Consider the following 17397-nt stretch of genomic DNA (forward strand, 5'->3'; position numbering starts at 1 on the left):
TATTTTTATGACTTTGTCACTTTTCTTCTTTTTTAATAGCATATTTATATAAATTATTTTTGTTTGTTTTATGTATTTGAGAAGTTATAGAAACAGCTTCTTTTAATTTTAAAATAGGATTTAATATATTGAATGTATTGATTTCTTCTGTAGAAACATTATTTTTTTTAATTGATTTAAAACCTTCTATGATAATTACCATTTCTCCTTTATAGTGTTGTGAATTATTTTTCATCCATTCAAACATATTAATGGCTGTTTTATAATAAATTGCTTCCCATTTTTTTGTTATTTCTTTTGCTATAACTATATTTCGATTTGCATCAATTTGTTCTATAATATCTTTTATACTGGTTAATATCCTATGTTTGGATTCATAAAAAATTATAGTTCTTTTTTCTTTTTTTAAAGATTGAAAAAGATCGCATCTTTCTTTTTTTTTCACAGGAATAAATCCTTCATAACAAAAACGATTTGCAGATATTCCAGAGGCAATCAGTGCTGTAATAGCTGCACAAGCTCCTGGTAAAGGAATAATTTTAATATTATGTAAACGACATTGTGTTACTAAAAAGTATCCTGGATCATTAATAATAGGTGTTCCTGCATTAGAGACTATTGCAATATTTTTTCTGTTTTTTAATTGTTTTATTATAAAATTACTTTGTTTTTTTTCATTATGTTTATTCATTGATATTAAATAGTTTGTAATATTAAAATAATTTAATAAAATCTTAGTATGTTGAATATTTTCTGCTGCAATTATATCTACTTTTTTAAGTATTTCTAATGATCTATAAGTAATATCTAATAAATTACCAATTGGTGTAGGGACTATATAAAGTATTCCATTATCATTTTTATTCATTTTATATCCATGTATAATTTATATTATTTTATAAAATAGATATGTTAAATTATCAAATTTTATAGATTATATAAACCAAAACATATTTGATATAATTAATCTAATAATTTTATTAATATTGCAAAAAGGTTAATAAATGAATGAATAGAGTAGTAATTACTGGTTTTGGTATTATTTCTAGTATTGGTAATAATAAAAAAGAAGTTTTTAATTCTTTATATAATGGAAAATCTGGAATTACATTTTCAAATCAAATGAAAAATATTGGTATGCGAAGCAATGTATGCGGAAATATTCAAGTGGATGTTAAATATTTAAAAAAAAATAGAATATTTCGTTTTATGAATGATAGTGCCATATATTCTTTTTTATCAATGGAACAAGCAATTCAAGATGCTAATTTAAAAAAAAAATACTATAAAAAAAATCCTCGCATTGGTTTAATTTTTGGTTTTGGAGGTGGATCTAGTAAATACCATATAAATGGCATTGATTCAATAAGAAGTTTACGTGGTTTAAAAGCTGTAAGTCCTTATATTGCGATTCAATCTATGCCTTCTAATATATCTGGTTGTTTAGCAAGTATATTTCAAGTGTATGGAGTAAATTATTCTATTAGTTCAGCTTGTGCTACATCAGCTCATTGTATTGGAAATGCATTTGAATTAATTCAATTTGGAAAACAAGATTTAATTTTTGCTGGCGGAGGTGAAGAGATAAGTTGGGAATTAGCTTATCAATTTGATGCTATGAGAGCTCTTTCTAGTCAATTTAATCATAATCCTATAAAAGCATCTCGTGTATATGATATTAACCGTGATGGTTTTGTTATTTCTGGAGGTGGAGGAGTATTGGTTTTAGAAAACTTAAACTCTGCTTTATCTCGTTCTGCACATATTTACGCAGAAATTATTGGGTATTCTGCTACTTCTGATGGAGCGAATATGATATCCCCCTCTGGGGAAGGAGCTTTTCGTTGTATGAATATAGCAAAAAATAATCTAAATATTGATTATTTAAATCCACATGGTACATCTACAAAAGTAGGCGATTTAATAGAATTAGAAGCGATTAAAAAAGTTTTTTATAATACTAAAAAAAAACCTATTATTTCTGCAACTAAGTCAATAAGTGGACATGCTTTAGGAGCCTCAGGAGTTCATGAAATTATTTATATATTAATTATGTTACAAAATGATTTTATAGCACCTACAATTAATATTGATCATTTAGAACTTTTAGCTAAAGATATGAATATTGCTTGTAAAAGAATCAAGAAAAAAATTACTACTGCAATGTCAAATAGTTTTGGATTTGGAGGTACTAATGTTTCTTTAGTATTAAAAAAATATTAGTTATTTGCTATTTTTATGTTATCAAAGAATTTTATATATTTTATATTAATGTATTTTTATTTAGATAGTTTTTAATATATAAAAAAAATAAAATAATAAGGATTATTACATTGAATCAATTAAATCAATTAAAAAAATTTACTATTGTTGTAGCTGATACCAGTGATATAGAATCAATTTATAAATATCAACCAGAAGATGCAACAACCAATCCTTCTTTAATATTACAAGCGGTTAAATTACCTTCTAATCAGCATTTTATTGATAAAGCAGTAGAATATGCTAAAAAAAAAGGGGGTTCATATAAACAAAAAATTATTAATGCTAGTGATAAAATTTTAGTAGATTTAGGGATAAAAATTTTAGAACATATTCCTGGTTATATTTCTAGTGAAGTAGATGCGCGTTTATCTTTTAATCAAGAAAAATGTATTTTAAAAGCACAAAAATTAATTAATATGTATGAAAATGAAGGTATTTCTCGTGATAGAGTTTTAATTAAATTAGCTTCAACATGGGAATGTATTAAAGCGGCAGAAGAATTACGTAAAGATAATATTTTATGTAATTTAACTTTATTATTTTCTTTTGCACAAGCACGTGCTTGTGCTGAGTCAAATGCATTTTTAATTTCTCCTTTTGTTGGTCGTATTTATGACTGGTATAAATCTTATAATTTAATAAAATCATCTTCTTTTGCGGAAGATCCAGGTGTTTTATCTGTACGTAAAATTTATTATTTTTACAAAGAACATTCTTATAAAACAATAATTATGGGTGCTAGTTTTCGTCATATTGATCAAATTTTACAATTATCTGGATGTGATCGATTGACTATATCTATTGATTTATTAAAACAATTACAATTAAATACTAATAAAATAGAAAGAAAACTTACTCCACCTAATATATTTAAAACACCGCCTTCTCGATTATCAGAAGCAGAATTTCGTTGGGAGCATAATCAAGATATAATGGCAGTACAAAAATTATCAGATGGAATTAATGCTTTTGGTAAAGATCAATTATCTTTAGAAAATATTCTTTCTAAAAAAATATAGGTTATTATATTGAATAATAAAGTTTTATTTTAAGGAAAAAATGTATGTGTTCAAGAAGAGAGTTAGCTAATGCTATTCGAATGTTAAGTGTAGATGCAATACAAAATGCACAATCAGGACATCCTGGTATGCCTATGGGTATGGCTGATATTGCTGAAGTTTTATGGAGAGATTTTTTTAAACATAATCCAACAAATCCGCACTGGAATGATCGTGATCGTTTTATTTTATCTAATGGTCATGGATCTATGTTACTTTATAGTTTATTACATTTAACTGGATATCAATTATCTATAGAAGATATTAAAAATTTTCGACAGTTGTATTCAAAAACACCAGGTCATCCAGAAAATGGTGATACTCCTGGCATTGAAACTACTACAGGTCCATTAGGACAAGGTTTAGCTAATGCTGTAGGTATGGCTATATCTGAAAAAAATTTAAGTTCTTATTTTAATCGAATAAATTTTAATATTGTTAATCACTATACTTGGGTATTTGTAGGTGATGGTTGTTTAATGGAAGGAATTTCACATGAATCATGTTCTTTAGCTGGAACTTTAAAATTAGGTAAATTAATTGTTTTTTATGATCATAATGGTATTTCAATAGATGGTCATGTGTCTCAGTGGTTCACTGATGATACAAAAAAACGTTTTGAATCTTATAATTGGCATGTAATTGATAATGTTAATGGTCATGATTCTGAATCTATTAAAAAAAGTATTCAAGAAGCAAAAAATAATAAAGATCAGCCTTCATTAATTATTTGTAATACTATTATAGGTTTTGGTTCTCCTAATAAATCAGGTACCGCTGAGTCTCATGGATCTCCTTTTGAAAATAAAGAAGTAAAATTAATAAGAGATAATTTACATTGGACATATTCTCCTTTTGAAATTCCTAATAAAATTTATAAAAAATGGGATTTTAAATCAGAAGGTTTAGAATATGAAAGAAAATGGAATGTAATGTTTAGTAGGTATAAATTAGAATATCCTATCTTAGCGAAAGAGTATATTAGACGTTTTCAACAAGAATTACCTCACAATTGGAAAGAAGAAAGTAATAATTTTATTATTAACTTACAACGTAATTCTAGTAATATAGCAACACGTAAAGCTTCACAAAACGCATTAGAAAATTTTCAACCTTTATTACCAGAATTAATAGGTGGATCTGCCGATTTAGCACCTAGTAATTTAACAGTATGTTCTTCTTCTGTGGCAATAAATAAGAATATAGCTGGTAATTATATTCATTATGGTGTTCGTGAATTTGGTATGACAGCTATAGCTAATGGTATTGCTCAACATGGCGGATTTATTCCATATACTGCAACATTTTTAATCTTTTCTGAATATGCATGTAATGCTGTTCGTATGGCTGCTTTAATGAAGACTAAACATATTTTTGTTTATACCCATGATTCTATTGGATTAGGTGAGGATGGACCTACACATCAACCAATAGAGCAAATAGCACATTTAAGAATGATTCCAAATATTACCGTGTGGAGACCTAGTGATCAGGTAGAAACTGCAATAGCATGGAAAATGGGAATTGAAAAACAAAATGGTCCCACTGCTCTTATTTTATCACGTCAAAATTTACATCAATTTAATAGAAGTTCACAACAATTAAAAGATATTAGTTATGGAGCATATATATTATATGATTCTAATAAATCTCTAGATATTATTTTAATATCAACAGGATCTGAATTATATATTACTTTATCTGCAGCACAAGAGATTACTTCTTTAGGGTATTCTGTTAGGGTAGTTTCTATGCCTTCTACAAATATATTTGATAAACAAGATCCTGCGTATAAAGAACATATATTACCATCAAGTGTAAAAAAACGTATTGCAATTGAAGCTAGTATAGAAGATTTTTGGTATAAATATGTAGGTTTAGAAGGTGTAGTGATTGGAATGAAAACATTTGGTCAATCTGGTACTGCAGAAGATTTATTTCAAAAATTTGGATTTACTAAAGAAAATATTATTAAAAAAGCTCAATTTTTATTAAATACTTAGTTATTATTAAAATATATTGCAAAAAATTATAGAGCTATTTTTAACTCTATAATTTTTTATTATATTATTATATATTAATATTTAGGAAAAAATATGGTTTGTTTAGTTACACGATTAGCTCAAGATCTTATTCGTATTCCATCTATCAGTCCTAATGATTTAGGATGTCAAGATATTTTGATACAGAGATTAATGAATATCGGATTTACAATAAAACAAATTAATTATGATGATACTCGAAATTTTTGGGCATTTCATGGTACTGGAAAGACATTAACATTTGCAGGTCATACTGATGTAGTTCCAGCTGGTGATAGATCGAAATGGTTTTCCGATCCTTTTGATCCATGGGTTAAAAATGGAATTTTATTTGGTCGCGGAGCATCAGATATGAAAGGTGCTTTATCAGCTATGATTATTGCTGCTGAGTGTTTTATCCAGAAATTTCCGGATCATAAAGGAAGACTATCTTTTTTAATTACTTCAGATGAAGAATCTAGTGCAATTAATGGTACAATAAAAGTAGTGGAATATCTGTTATTAAATAATGAAAAAATTGATTATTGTATTGTAGGCGAACCATCTAGTACTAAAATAGTAGGAGATGTTATTAAAAATGGACGAAGAGGTTCAATAACAGCTAATTTAACTATTTATGGTGTACAAGGTCATATTGCTTATCCGGAATTAGCAGATAATCCAATCCATAGAGGATTACCTATTCTTATTAAAATTTTATCTATGAAATTAGATAATGGAAATTCTTTTTTTTCACCTACATCAGTAAATATTGCTAATATTCATGCAGGTGAAAATATTAGTAATGTTATTCCTGGATCTCTTTTTGTTCAATTTAATTTTCGTTTTAGTACAGAAATTTCGATAAAAACTATTAAGTCAAAAGTACAAAATATATTAGAAGAAGAAAAAATTAATTATTCTATTAAGTGGTTATTTTCAGGAAATCCTTTTATTACAAAAAAAGGAATATTAATAAATGAAGTTATAAAATGTATTTTACAATTTAATGTAAAGAAACCGATTTTGTCTACCTCTGGAGGGACTTCAGATGGCCGTTTTATAGCAATGATGAAATCAGAAATAATAGAATTAGGATTATTAAATAATACTATTCATAAAATTAATGAATCTGTAAAAATATCTGATTTACAAAAATTAAGTTTAATGTATCAAAATATTATGCATAGATTACTGATTTAATGTTTTTATGAACATATTTTAATTGGTGCAGAATATCATAAAGATACTCTACACTTATAATATGTATCATTAATATAATAATATTATGCATATTATTTTATATAATACGATATTTTTTAATTTTTACCTGTTTTCTCTTTAAATAAATATTATTCTGGAGGAAAAATGCTAAATTTTTTTTTACTTAATTCTTCTTGTGTATATGGGATATCATAATTTTTATTTTGTTTAGGAAAATGAATTCCCTTTGGTATAATTAATTTTTTTAATTGACATGTATGATTTTTCTGTAAAAAAATATTTTTTTTTTGAAAATTATCTATATTTGAACAAGATGTAATTACACAACATAATATTAACAATATAATTATTCTTTTTTTAAAGATATAGTTATATTTTAAGTAATTTCTATAAATTAGCATATTTTACTGCTTTTTCAAGTTGTAAACGTGTTGATTGCATAATTGGTGTCATAGGTAATCGCAATGTATCATATTTAATTAAACCCATTTTTTTAGCTATCCATTTTATAGGCATTGGATTAGACTCTATAAATAATGCTTCATGTAATAAAATCAGTTTTTGATTAATTTTTCTTGCATTAATAAAATCATTTTTTAATGCAAAATTACAAATTTGCATCATTTCTTTTGCAGCTATGTTGGCTGTAACTGATATTACACCATGTCCTCCTAATTGCATAAAATCTAAAGCTGTTACATCATCACCGCTAATTAATAAAAAATCATCTTTAATTAACTGTTTAATTTTATTAATTCTTGATAAATCACCGGTTGCTTCTTTAATTCCAATAATATTCTTAAATTTAGATAATCTAGCAATAGTATGAGGAAGTAGATCGCAACCGGTACGACTAGGTACATTATAAAGAATTTGAGGTAATTCAGTATTTTCCGAAATTGCTTTAAAGTGTTGATATAATCCTTCTTGAGTAGGTTTATTGTAATATGGTGTTACAGTTAAGCATCCAGAGATACCCGATTTTTCAAATCTTTTTGTTAGTAAAATAGCTTCTTCTGTTGCATTAGCTCCTGTGCCTGCAATAATAGGAATGCGGTTATCTGCTATTTCTAATGTAAACATAACAATATTAATATGTTCTTCTTGATTTAATGTTGCTGATTCTCCGGTAGTTCCTACTGAAACAATTGCTTTTGTTTGATTTTTAATATGATAATCGACTAATTTTTTTAAACTTGAGCGACAGAGTTTACCTTTTTGATTCATTGGAGTGATTAGTGCAACTATACTTCCTGTGAACATAATTTGTCCTCCTCCATAAAAAAATTTTATGGTACGTTTGACATATATTAGAAAATGAGGTTAATTATTATTACTATACTTAACATAATGTTTGTATATAAAAAATTATATTTTTTATTTTTAATATTATAAACATTTATTGTGGAAGTTATGATTTTTTTTCTAAAAAATATGTTTTAATAAATTTATAATAAAGTATTAATATTTTAATCATATAAAAAATAATAATATATTTTGTATTGCATAAATAAAGAATTATAAGCTACTAAAAAATAATTTAGTAGCACTATAACTTTATAATTAATTAGAAAAAAAAAATACTATTGTTACATTGTGCTTTAAATCTTAATAAGTGATCCATTAATACCATTGCAACCATGGCTTCTGTAATTGGTACAGCGCGAATACCTACACATGGGTCATGACGTCCTTTTGTAATAATTTTAACCATTTCATTTTGATTATTAATTGTATTTCCTTCTTTTTTAATACTTGATGTTGGTTTAAAACCTACTTTTAAAATAATTTTTTCACCATTACTAATACCTCCTAAAATTCCACCAGCATGATTACTATTAAATCCATTAGGTGTTATTTCATCACGATGTTCACTTCCTTTTTGTATAATTGATAAAATACCATCACCAATTTCTATACTTTTAGCCGCATTAATACTGATTAATGCATGTGCTAAATCAGCATCAAGACGATCAAAAACTGGTTCTCCTAATCCTATAGGAACATTTTTTGCAATAATAGTAACTTCTGCACCAATGGAATCTCCTTCTTTTTTTAAGTTTTTAATCATATCTTCTAGAAGATGTATTTTTTCAGGATTCGCACAAAAAAATGGATTTTTTTCTACTTCTTCCCATGATTTAAATGGACAAAGAATATTACCCATAGATGATAAATATGCACGTATAGAAATTCCATGTTTCATTTTAAGATATTTTTTTGCAATGGCACCTGCTGCTACTCTCATTGCAGTTTCACGAGCAGAAGATCTTCCACCACCACGATAATCTCTTATTCCATATTTTTTTTCATATGTATAATCAGCATGTCCTGGTCGAAATATATTTTTTATATTGTGATAATCTTTAGGGCGTTGATCGGTATTATAAATTATTAATCCAATACTTGTTCCAGTAGTTATTCCATTAAATACTCCTGATAGTATTTCTACTTTATCCAATTCCGCTCTGGGTGTAGTATAACGAGATTTCCCAGGCTTTCGTCGATTTAAGTCATATTGTAAATCTTCGATAGATAATTCTAATCCAGGTGGCATTCCATCGACAATACATCCTAATGCAATTCCATGCGATTCCCCGAAAGTAGTTACACGAAATATTTTTCCAATTGTATTTCCAGGCATATGATCTAACTCATTATATGTTTTGTTTAATATAATTAAATATAAAATAGAAAAATTAATATTTTTATTTTTTTTATATGAATATTTTAGATTTATGAAATTTTTTATATATTTTAGATTTATAGTAATGTTTTTTATTTGTTGTTTTTATAAAAAGTAAAATATATAATTAATTAAAAAGATTATAGATAATAATATAGAGACTATGTAAAAAATGTTACTGTAATTGTTTCAATTTATCAAGAGTTTGGTAATTAATAATCATGAATAAAAACAGGCAATATACTACTGATGATAATACTTTATTTCGCCAATATTTAACGGATACACGTGAAATAATACAAGATACTATATTTCATTCTCGAATAAAGAAAACTAAAAAAAATAATTTATTAAAACGTATTTTTATTGAACAGAAAGATCATATTCATTATTTTACTTATAAAAAATCTAAAAAATATTTTTTTCAAAAAGATCCAGTATCTTATGTGCGCAATAAAAATTCATATGATATTTTAAAAAATCTTAAAAAAGACCGATATTATCCAGATATATTTCTTGATTTACATGGATTCACACAATACCAAGCACAACAAGAATTAGGGCAATTAATTAGGGTCTGTAAAAAAGAAAAAATTTTTTGTGCACATATTATGCATGGATATGGAAAATGTATTTTAAAACAACAAATACCTTTTTGGTTATCTCAACATCCTGATATTATAGCTTTTCATCAGGCTTCTAAAATATTTGGTAGTAATGCTGCTATTATAGTTATTATTGAAATTTAATTTTATTTTTATAAGGATTAATTATTTGAAAATATTCGAAGAGTATAATTTATTTCTTATATATATTATTTATTATTAAAAATAGATAATAATAACAAAATAAGATTCATCTATTGTATATTCTAAAATACAAAAAAATTTTAAGGAATAATAGATATGATCAATAATAATCGCGTGCGTATAGCCATGCAAAAAACTGGTCGTTTAAGTAATGATTCTATAAAATTATTAAAATCTTGTGGAATTAAAATTAATTTAAAACAACAAAAACTGATAGTATTTGCAGAAAATATGCCAATTGATGTTATGCTTGTGCGTGATGATGATATTCCTGGATTAGTAATGGATGGAGTTGTGGATTTAGGTATTGTAGGCGAAAATGTTTTAAATGAAGAATTATTAAGTCGACAAGCACAAAGATTAGAGCATTCATATATTATTTTAACGCGTTTAGATTTTGGAATTTGTAGATTATCTATTGCAGTTCCTATAGATTTTCAATATTCTAATATAACATGTTTAAATAATAATCGTATTGCTACTTCCTATCCTTATTTATTGAAAAAATATCTTGATAAAAAAAATGTTATTTTTAAATCTTGTATGTTGAATGGTTCTGTAGAAGTGGCGCCAAGAGTTGGATTATCTGATGTAATTTGCGATTTAGTTTCTACTGGTGCTACATTAGAATCAAATGGATTACATGAAGTACAAGCAATTTTTCATTCTAATGCGTGTTTAATTTCCAAAAGTGGAAATATTAATATTGAAAAAAAAGAAGTCATTAATAAACTAATGACTAGAATTAAAGGTGTAATAAAAGCTCGAGAATCTAAATATATTATGCTTCATGCACCTATCAAAAAATTAAAAGAAGTTATATCTTTATTGCACGGTGCAGAAAAACCAACTGTTTTAAAATTAGCTGGTGATGATACTAAAGTAGCGATGCATATGGTTAGTAGTGAAACATTATTTTGGGAAACAATGGAAGAATTAAAATCTTTAGGAGCTAGTTCGATTTTAGTTTTACCGATTGAAAAAATGATGGAGTAAAAATTATATGAAATATATGGATAGTATAATTTACTGGAATAAGCTAAGTAAAGAAGAACAAAATAAAGTTTTATTACGACCAATATTAATTCAAAAAAATACTTTTAAAGAAAAAGTAAAAAAAATTATTAAAAATATATATCAATTTGGCGATAAATCTCTTCAAGAATATACGTTTTTATTTGATGGTATTTTCTTAAAAACATTTGATATATCTTCTGAAAAAATTAATTTAGCCAAAAAAAGCATTAGTAAAGATTTAAAAAAAGCAATTTTACTTGCAAAAAATAACATTGAGTGTTTTCATGAATCACAGATAATGCCTAATATAGATATTGAAACGCAATCTGGTATACGTTGTCAACAAATTAATATTCCATTAAATTCTATTGGTATTTATATACCCGGTGGTACTGCACCTTTATTTTCAACTGTTTTAATGTTAGCGATACCTGCTAAAATTGCTAAATGTAAAGAAATTATTTTATGTTCTCCACCACCAATTAGTGATGAAATATTATATACTGCATCTCTGTGTGGTGTTAATAAAATTTTTCAAATTGGTGGAGCACAAGCTATTGCGGCTCTTTCTTGTGGTACTCAGACAATTCCTAAAGTAGATAAGATTTTTGGTCCTGGAAATGCATATGTTACAGAAGCAAAGCTGCAAGTTAGTACTGTTTTTAACGGACCTTCAATAGATATGTTAGCAGGACCATCAGAATTATTAATTATTGCTGATTATACAGCCAATCCAGATTTTATTGCCGCAGATTTTTTATCTCAATTAGAACATGATATTTCTTCTCAAGTGATTTTTGTTACTTGTAGTGAAGATATAGCAAAAAAAGTTATTTTATCTCTTAATCAGCAATATAAACATTTATCTAGACTAGAAATAATTAAACATTCGTTAAAAAATAGTAAAATAATCATTGTAAAAAATTTATTAGAATGTGTTCAAATTTCTAATTTGTATGCACCAGAACATTTAATTATTCAAACAGAAAATCCAAGATGTCTATTAAATCAAATATCAAATGCAGGTTCAATTTTTTTAGGTCCTTGGTCTCCTGAGTCTGCAGGTGACTATGCTTCTGGAACTAATCATGTTTTACCAACATATGGTAAATCTACTACTGATTCTGCATTAGGAGTATCTGATTTTCAAAAGCGTGTATTAGTACAAGAATTAACATATCCCGCTTTTATGAAATTATCTTCTTCTCTTATTGTTTTATCTTCAGCAGAAAAATTAGAAGCACATACAAATGCTGTAAAAGTTCGAATGAATGTGATCAAGGAAACAATATGAAACAAGATAATATTATAAATTTGGTAAGAAAAAATATAAAATCTTTAAAACCCTATCAATCTGCAAGACGAATTGGTGGTAAAGGTGATGTTTTTTTAAATGCTAATGAATCTCCTGTTCCAGTATTTTTTTCAATAAAAAATAAAAAATGGAATCGTTATCCAGAAGGTCAACCTAAAAATTTAATTGCTGCTTATTCTGCTTTTGTTAATATTCATTCAAATAATATTTTAGTGACTAGAGGAGCAGATGAAGGTATTGAGTTGTTAATTAAAGCATTTTGCGAACCTGGAAAAGATATTATTATTTGCTGTCCTCCAACTTATGATATGTATCACATTACTGCAGATATAGCTGGTGTTGAAATTAAAAAAATTCCAACTAAAAAAAATACATGGCAATTAGATTTATTAAATATTAAATTAAATCTTAAGCAAGTTAAATTAATATATATATGTAATCCTAATAATCCTACTGGTACTATTATATCAAAGAAAGATATTATAGATTTACTTGATATAACTTTAGGTAAATCTTTAATTATAGTAGATGAGGCTTATATTGAATTTTCTTTAGAAAATAGTATGGTAAATGATTTAAAAAATCATAAAAATTTAGTAATTTTAAGAACATTATCTAAAGCATTTTCTTTAGCCGGTATTAGATGTGGTTTTTTATTAGCGAATAAAGATGTTATTGATATTTTACATAAAGTTATTAGTCCATATCCTATTTCAATACCAGTTTCTGATATTGCATATCAAGCTTTACAGAAAAAATCTTTGATAGCTATGAACAATAGGGTATTAGAAATAAATGCTAATCGTATTTGGTTTTCTAATCAATTAAAAATATTTTCTTGTGTAGAGAAAATTTTTGATAGTAGTGCTAATTACATATTAGTTAAATTTCATATGTGTGAGAAACTTTTTACAGAATTATGGAACAGTGGAATTATTTTAAGAAATCAAAATCAAAAGATATATCTTCAAAATTGTATAAGAATTTCAATTGGAACGCGTACTGAGTGTGTTCGTGTTATTTCAGAAATTAAAAAATTTTGTTTACAGAAAAATATTCTTGTATGAGGAATAAGTGAAAGAAAAAATTTTATTTATTGATCGGGATGGAACATTAATTGATGAACCATCTGATAATTTCCAAGTAGATAACATAAATAAATTGATATTTAAAAAAAATGTTATTTCTTCATTATTAAAATTAATTCAATTAAATTATAAATTGATTATGATTACTAATCAAGATGGTCTTGGTACAAGTACTTTTCCCATGGAGGATTTTAACATTCCCCATTTTTTTATGTTAGATATTTTTCGCTCAGAAGGTATTATATTTGATGATATTTTAATTTGCCCTCATTTTTTAGAAGATAAATGTGATTGTAGAAAACCAAAAATTAAATTATTAACACCATGGTTACAAAGTAATATAATTGATAAAAAATACAGTTATGTAATTGGAGATAGAAAAACTGATATAGAGATGGCACATAATATAAACATTACAGGAATTCAATATCAAGATGATACTTGTAATTGGAATGATATTTTTAAATTTATTCTTAAAAAAAATAGATATAGTGAAATACTAAGAAATACAGAAGAAACTAAAATACATATACAAATTAGCTTAGATTCAGATGAAAAAAGTCATATTAATACTGGTATAAATTTTTTTAACCATATGCTAGAACAGTTATCATTTCATAGTGGTATTTATATGAATATTATGGTTCAAGGTGATTTAAAAATTGATGATCATCATACAGTAGAAGATACTGGTATTGTATTAGGCCAATCATTATTACAAGCATTAGGTTCAAAAAAAGGTTTGCATCGTTTTGGTTTTCACTTACCGATGGATGAATCTAAAGCAAGTTGTTTGTTAGATATTTCTGGTCGTCCATATTTTCAGTTTAAATGTAATTTTCATAATCAAAAAATAGGAGATTTAAGTACAAATATGATTGAACATTTTTTTCATTCTTTTTGTTATTCTATGGGTATTACACTACATTTATCTAGTGAAGGATTGAATGATCATCATTGTGCTGAAAGTTTATTTAAGGTACTGGGTAGAGCATTGCGTCAAGCCATTAAAATAGATGGATATGCTATACCTAGTTCAAAAGGAATTTTATAAATGGATATAGTTATATTAGATACTGGGTGTGCTAATTTGCAATCAATCTCTATAGCAATAAAAAAAATGGGTTATTCTACTACAATTACATCAAATATTTCACTAGTATCTAGTGCAAAAAAAATAATCATTCCAGGTATTGGAACTGCTTCTGCGGTTATGAAAAGATTATCTAAAAATAAATTAGAAAATGTTATTAGAAATATTACACAGCCTATTTTAGGAATTTGTCTTGGAATGCAATTATTATGTAGTTTTAGTAAAGAAGGATCAGGTATTAATACATTAGATATATTAAAAAATTCTTTTGTTCAGCCTTTAAAATCTAATCATTTACCATTACCACATATGGGATGGAATAAAGTCATCTTTAATAAAAAAAATATATTATTTAAAAATATCAAAATAGGATCAAGATTTTATTTTGTACATAATTATATTGTTCCAATTAATAAATATACATTAGCTTATTCAAATTATGGAGTTTTTTTTAGTGCTGCTATACAAAAAAATAATTTTTTTGGTGTACAATTTCATCCCGAAAAATCTGGAAGTGTAGGAGCACAATTACTAAAAAATTTTATAGAGATATAATAATATGATTATTCCAGCATTTGATATTATAAAAAGCAGAGTGGTACGTTTATATCAAGGAAATTATTCAAAAATCACTTATTATGATATAGATTTATATCATAATTTACAATATTACAGTAAAAAAGGTGTCAAAATTATTCATTTAGTTGATTTAGATGGAGCTCAAAATAGTAAAAATAAACAGTTTAAATTTTTTAAAAAAATTATTTCTTATAATATTATTCCAATTCAAATAGGTGGAGGTATAAGAAAAGAAAAAGATATTGATCAACTTTTAACATTAGGTGCAAAACGAGTAATTATTGGATCGTCTGTTATTGAAAATAAAAATGAAGTAAAAAAATGGATATCTATTTATGGTTCAGACTCTATTGTTTTAGCATTAGATATAAATATAGATGATTATAATAATAAAAATATTTTAATTCATGGTTGGCAAAAAAAAACTAATATTACTTTAGAAGAGATATTAAATTTTTTTTCTGATACTGAATTAAAACATATATTATGTACAGATATATCTAGAGATGGAACATTATTAGGGCCTAATATACCATTATATATAGATATTTGTAAAAATTTTAAACATTTAAATATTCAATCTTCTGGCGGTATTCGATCATTAAATGATATTTTTAATTTAAAAGATACTGGAGTAAAAAATATCATTATTGGCCGTGGTTTATTAGAAAATAAATTTACCATAGAAGAGGCGTTAAAATGTTGGCAAAGCGAATAATAGCATGTCTTGACGTGAAAAACGACATGGTGGTAAAAGGTATACAATTTAAAAATCATATGGTAGTGGGTGATATTCTTTCTTTAGCTACAAAATATACGGAAGAAGGCATAGATGAATTAGTATTTTATGATATCACAGCATCTACTAATAACAAATTGGTTAATAGAAATTGGATTAAAAAGATCTCTGAAGTTATTAATATACCTTTTTGTGTAGCAGGTGGTATTAAAAGTGTAAAAGATGCTCAAGATGTTTTATCTTGTGGTGCAGATAAAATATCAATTAATTCTTCTGCTTTAATAAATCCTGATTTAATTACTCAAATAGCAGATCGATTTGGTACTCAGTGTGTAGTTGTTGGCATTGATTCATGGTTTGATAAGATTAAAAAGTGTTATATGGTTCATCAATATACTGGTGATATTAAAAAAAGTTATCAAACTAACTGGAAGACAATAGATTGGATAAAAAAAATTCAGAACAATGGAGCAGGTGAAATAGTATTAAATATGATGAATCAAGATGGTTTGCAGAATGGATATGATGTAATACAATTACAAGAAATGAGAAAAGTATGTAAAGTTCCTTTAATTGCATCAGGAGGAGCGGGAACAGTAGAGCATTTTTATGATGCATTATATTATGCGAATACAGATGGAGTATTAGCAGCCTCTGTCTTTCATAAAAATATTATTGATATTAAATATTTAAAAGCATTTTTAATAAAAAAAGGAATCGAAGTAAGAGAATGTTAAATAAAAATGATTTATCAAAACTTAATTGGTTAAAAACCAATAAGATGATGCCAACAATCATTCAAGATTATCAATCTAATATGGTTTTAATGCATGGTTATATGAATCAAGAAGCATTTTTAAAAACTCAAAAAGAAGGTATAGTTACTTTTTATTCACGTACTAAAAATCGTTTATGGACGAAAGGAGAAGAATCTGGAAATTTTTTAAAAGTAATAGAAATTAGTACGGATTGTGACTATGATACATTATTAATATTAGTTTCTATTAATGGACATACATGTCATTTAAATAAAAAAAGTTGTTTTTTTTCAAAAAAATATTACTCAATGTTTTTATTTGAATTAGAAAAAATATTACATGAAAGAAAAAATATATATAAAAAAAATTCTTATACACAAAAATTATATCAATTAGGTACAAAATATATTGCACAAAAAGTAGGTGAAGAAGCAGTGGAAACAATATTAGCTGCTATGCAAGATGATAAAAAAGAATTAATTAATGAAGTGTCAGATTTAATTTATCATCTTATGGTATTATTACAAAATCAAAATATAAATTTAAATATGATTATAAATAATTTAAAAAAAAGACATGCATGATATTTATAAAAAGAGAATGTTTGAAAAAAAATTTTTTTAATTAATAAAAATATTCATTATATATTTATATTTTAAAAAATTTAATAATATTTAAAAGGATAAACATATTGAAAAAAAATACTATATAAATAAATTTTACTTTATAAAAAATTATTTGTCTA

Annotated in this window: 17 protein-coding genes; 13 read left to right on the forward strand and 4 right to left on the reverse strand. The window is 25.5% G+C overall.

The genetic code is table 11. The features are described from left to right. Window positions 1–16: 16 nt before the first annotated feature. Window positions 17–868, reverse strand: a complete 852-nt coding sequence (gene rsmI, locus ACOI1G_RS01470) for a 16S rRNA (cytidine(1402)-2'-O)-methyltransferase (RefSeq protein WP_422667547.1) — start codon at window positions 866–868, stop codon at window positions 17–19. A gap of 140 nt (window positions 869–1008) precedes the next feature. On the opposite strand from rsmI, the gene ACOI1G_RS01475 reads away from it, so the two are divergent. The 4 genes from ACOI1G_RS01475 to dapE all read left to right on the forward strand — a co-directional run bounded on the left by ACOI1G_RS01475 (window position 1009) and on the right by dapE (window position 6547). Next, window positions 1009–2223, forward strand: a complete 1215-nt coding sequence (locus tag ACOI1G_RS01475; RefSeq protein ID WP_422667548.1) for a beta-ketoacyl synthase N-terminal-like domain-containing protein — start codon at window positions 1009–1011, stop codon at window positions 2221–2223. Window positions 2224–2333: 110 nt separating this feature from the next. After that, window positions 2334–3284 carry a transaldolase gene (gene tal, locus ACOI1G_RS01480; protein WP_422667549.1) on the forward strand — a complete coding sequence of 317 codons (951 nt, stop codon included), beginning with the start codon at window positions 2334–2336 and terminating at the stop codon, window positions 3282–3284. Between the two features lie 44 nt (window positions 3285–3328). Continuing rightward, on the forward strand, window positions 3329–5326 hold the full coding sequence (gene tkt, locus ACOI1G_RS01485) for a transketolase (RefSeq protein WP_422667550.1): 1998 nt from the start codon (window positions 3329–3331) through the stop codon (window positions 5324–5326). 93 nt (window positions 5327–5419) lie between these two features. Next, complete coding sequence (gene dapE / locus ACOI1G_RS01490) at window positions 5420–6547, forward strand: succinyl-diaminopimelate desuccinylase (protein ID WP_422667551.1); 1128 nt, start codon at window positions 5420–5422, stop codon at window positions 6545–6547. A gap of 149 nt (window positions 6548–6696) precedes the next feature. Here the strand turns inward: dapE and ACOI1G_RS01495 are convergent, their stop codons facing one another. From ACOI1G_RS01495 to aroC, 3 genes are all read right to left on the reverse strand, one after another. Then, window positions 6697–6909, reverse strand: a complete 213-nt coding sequence (locus tag ACOI1G_RS01495) for a hypothetical protein (RefSeq protein ID WP_422667552.1) — start codon at window positions 6907–6909, stop codon at window positions 6697–6699. 46 nt (window positions 6910–6955) lie between these two features. Beyond that, a complete protein-coding gene (gene dapA, locus ACOI1G_RS01500) occupies window positions 6956–7831 on the reverse strand; it encodes a 4-hydroxy-tetrahydrodipicolinate synthase (protein WP_422667553.1) in 876 nt (291 codons plus the stop codon). Window positions 7832–8135: 304 nt separating this feature from the next. Next, window positions 8136–9212 (reverse strand): chorismate synthase, encoded by a 1077-nt coding sequence (gene aroC / locus ACOI1G_RS01505; protein WP_422667555.1) that lies wholly within the window; start codon window positions 9210–9212, stop codon window positions 8136–8138. A gap of 263 nt (window positions 9213–9475) precedes the next feature. Here aroC and smrB point away from each other — a divergent pair, with 263 nt between their 5' ends. From smrB to hisIE, 9 genes are all read left to right on the forward strand, one after another. Then, the gene (gene smrB / locus ACOI1G_RS01510; protein ID WP_422667556.1) at window positions 9476–10003 is read left to right on the forward strand and encodes an endonuclease SmrB; all 528 of its coding nucleotides are present in this window, start codon (window positions 9476–9478) and stop codon (window positions 10001–10003) included. Window positions 10004–10159: 156 nt separating this feature from the next. After that, window positions 10160–11059, forward strand: coding sequence for an ATP phosphoribosyltransferase (hisG, locus tag ACOI1G_RS01515; protein ID WP_422667557.1), 900 nt, complete (start codon window positions 10160–10162; stop codon window positions 11057–11059). A 7-nt stretch (window positions 11060–11066) separates the two neighbouring features. Then, a complete protein-coding gene (hisD, locus tag ACOI1G_RS01520; protein ID WP_422667558.1) occupies window positions 11067–12374 on the forward strand; it encodes a histidinol dehydrogenase in 1308 nt (435 codons plus the stop codon). Then, window positions 12371–13462, forward strand: a complete 1092-nt coding sequence (hisC, locus tag ACOI1G_RS01525) for a histidinol-phosphate transaminase (RefSeq protein WP_422667559.1) — start codon at window positions 12371–12373, stop codon at window positions 13460–13462. Before hisD ends, hisC begins: the two co-directional genes overlap by 4 nt. A gap of 7 nt (window positions 13463–13469) precedes the next feature. Further along, window positions 13470–14537, forward strand: a complete 1068-nt coding sequence (gene hisB / locus ACOI1G_RS01530; protein ID WP_422667560.1) for a bifunctional histidinol-phosphatase/imidazoleglycerol-phosphate dehydratase HisB — start codon at window positions 13470–13472, stop codon at window positions 14535–14537. Further along, entirely contained in the window at window positions 14538–15131 is a 594-nt protein-coding gene (hisH, locus tag ACOI1G_RS01535; RefSeq protein WP_422667561.1) for an imidazole glycerol phosphate synthase subunit HisH, read from the forward strand. A gap of 4 nt (window positions 15132–15135) precedes the next feature. Further along, window positions 15136–15873, forward strand: coding sequence for a 1-(5-phosphoribosyl)-5-[(5-phosphoribosylamino)methylideneamino]imidazole-4-carboxamide isomerase (hisA, locus tag ACOI1G_RS01540; protein ID WP_422667562.1), 738 nt, complete (start codon window positions 15136–15138; stop codon window positions 15871–15873). After that, on the forward strand, window positions 15855–16631 hold the full coding sequence (gene hisF / locus ACOI1G_RS01545; RefSeq protein WP_422667563.1) for an imidazole glycerol phosphate synthase subunit HisF: 777 nt from the start codon (window positions 15855–15857) through the stop codon (window positions 16629–16631). Before hisA ends, hisF begins: the two co-directional genes overlap by 19 nt. Further along, window positions 16625–17236, forward strand: a complete 612-nt coding sequence (gene hisIE / locus ACOI1G_RS01550) for a bifunctional phosphoribosyl-AMP cyclohydrolase/phosphoribosyl-ATP diphosphatase HisIE (RefSeq protein WP_422667564.1) — start codon at window positions 16625–16627, stop codon at window positions 17234–17236. Before hisF ends, hisIE begins: the two co-directional genes overlap by 7 nt. The last annotated feature ends 161 nt before the right edge of the window (window positions 17237–17397 follow it).

Source organism: Buchnera aphidicola (Pterocomma populeum) (assembly GCF_049314985.1).
Taxonomy (GTDB): domain Bacteria; phylum Pseudomonadota; class Gammaproteobacteria; order Enterobacterales; family Enterobacteriaceae; genus Buchnera; species Buchnera aphidicola_BQ.

Excerpts from the sequence above, each read along its gene's own strand:
- hisIE (WP_422667564.1), top strand. The coding sequence starts at position 16,625 with ATGTTAAATAAAAATGATTTATCAAAACTTAATTGGTTAAAAACCAAT.
- hisF (WP_422667563.1), top strand. The coding sequence starts at position 15,855 with ATGTTGGCAAAGCGAATAATAGCATGTCTTGACGTGAAAAACGACATG.
- hisH (WP_422667561.1), top strand. The coding sequence starts at position 14,538 with ATGGATATAGTTATATTAGATACTGGGTGTGCTAATTTGCAATCAATC.
- ACOI1G_RS01475 (WP_422667548.1), top strand. The coding sequence starts at position 1,009 with ATGAATAGAGTAGTAATTACTGGTTTTGGTATTATTTCTAGTATTGGT.
- hisA (WP_422667562.1), top strand. The coding sequence starts at position 15,136 with ATGATTATTCCAGCATTTGATATTATAAAAAGCAGAGTGGTACGTTTA.
- hisD (WP_422667558.1), top strand. The coding sequence starts at position 11,067 with ATGAAATATATGGATAGTATAATTTACTGGAATAAGCTAAGTAAAGAA.
- aroC (WP_422667555.1), bottom strand. The coding sequence starts at position 9,212 with ATGCCTGGAAATACAATTGGAAAAATATTTCGTGTAACTACTTTCGGG.
- rsmI (WP_422667547.1), bottom strand. The coding sequence starts at position 868 with ATGAATAAAAATGATAATGGAATACTTTATATAGTCCCTACACCAATT.
- tkt (WP_422667550.1), top strand. The coding sequence starts at position 3,329 with ATGTGTTCAAGAAGAGAGTTAGCTAATGCTATTCGAATGTTAAGTGTA.
- hisC (WP_422667559.1), top strand. The coding sequence starts at position 12,371 with ATGAAACAAGATAATATTATAAATTTGGTAAGAAAAAATATAAAATCT.
- smrB (WP_422667556.1), top strand. The coding sequence starts at position 9,476 with ATGAATAAAAACAGGCAATATACTACTGATGATAATACTTTATTTCGC.
- dapA (WP_422667553.1), bottom strand. The coding sequence starts at position 7,831 with ATGTTCACAGGAAGTATAGTTGCACTAATCACTCCAATGAATCAAAAA.
- dapE (WP_422667551.1), top strand. The coding sequence starts at position 5,420 with ATGGTTTGTTTAGTTACACGATTAGCTCAAGATCTTATTCGTATTCCA.
- hisG (WP_422667557.1), top strand. The coding sequence starts at position 10,160 with ATGATCAATAATAATCGCGTGCGTATAGCCATGCAAAAAACTGGTCGT.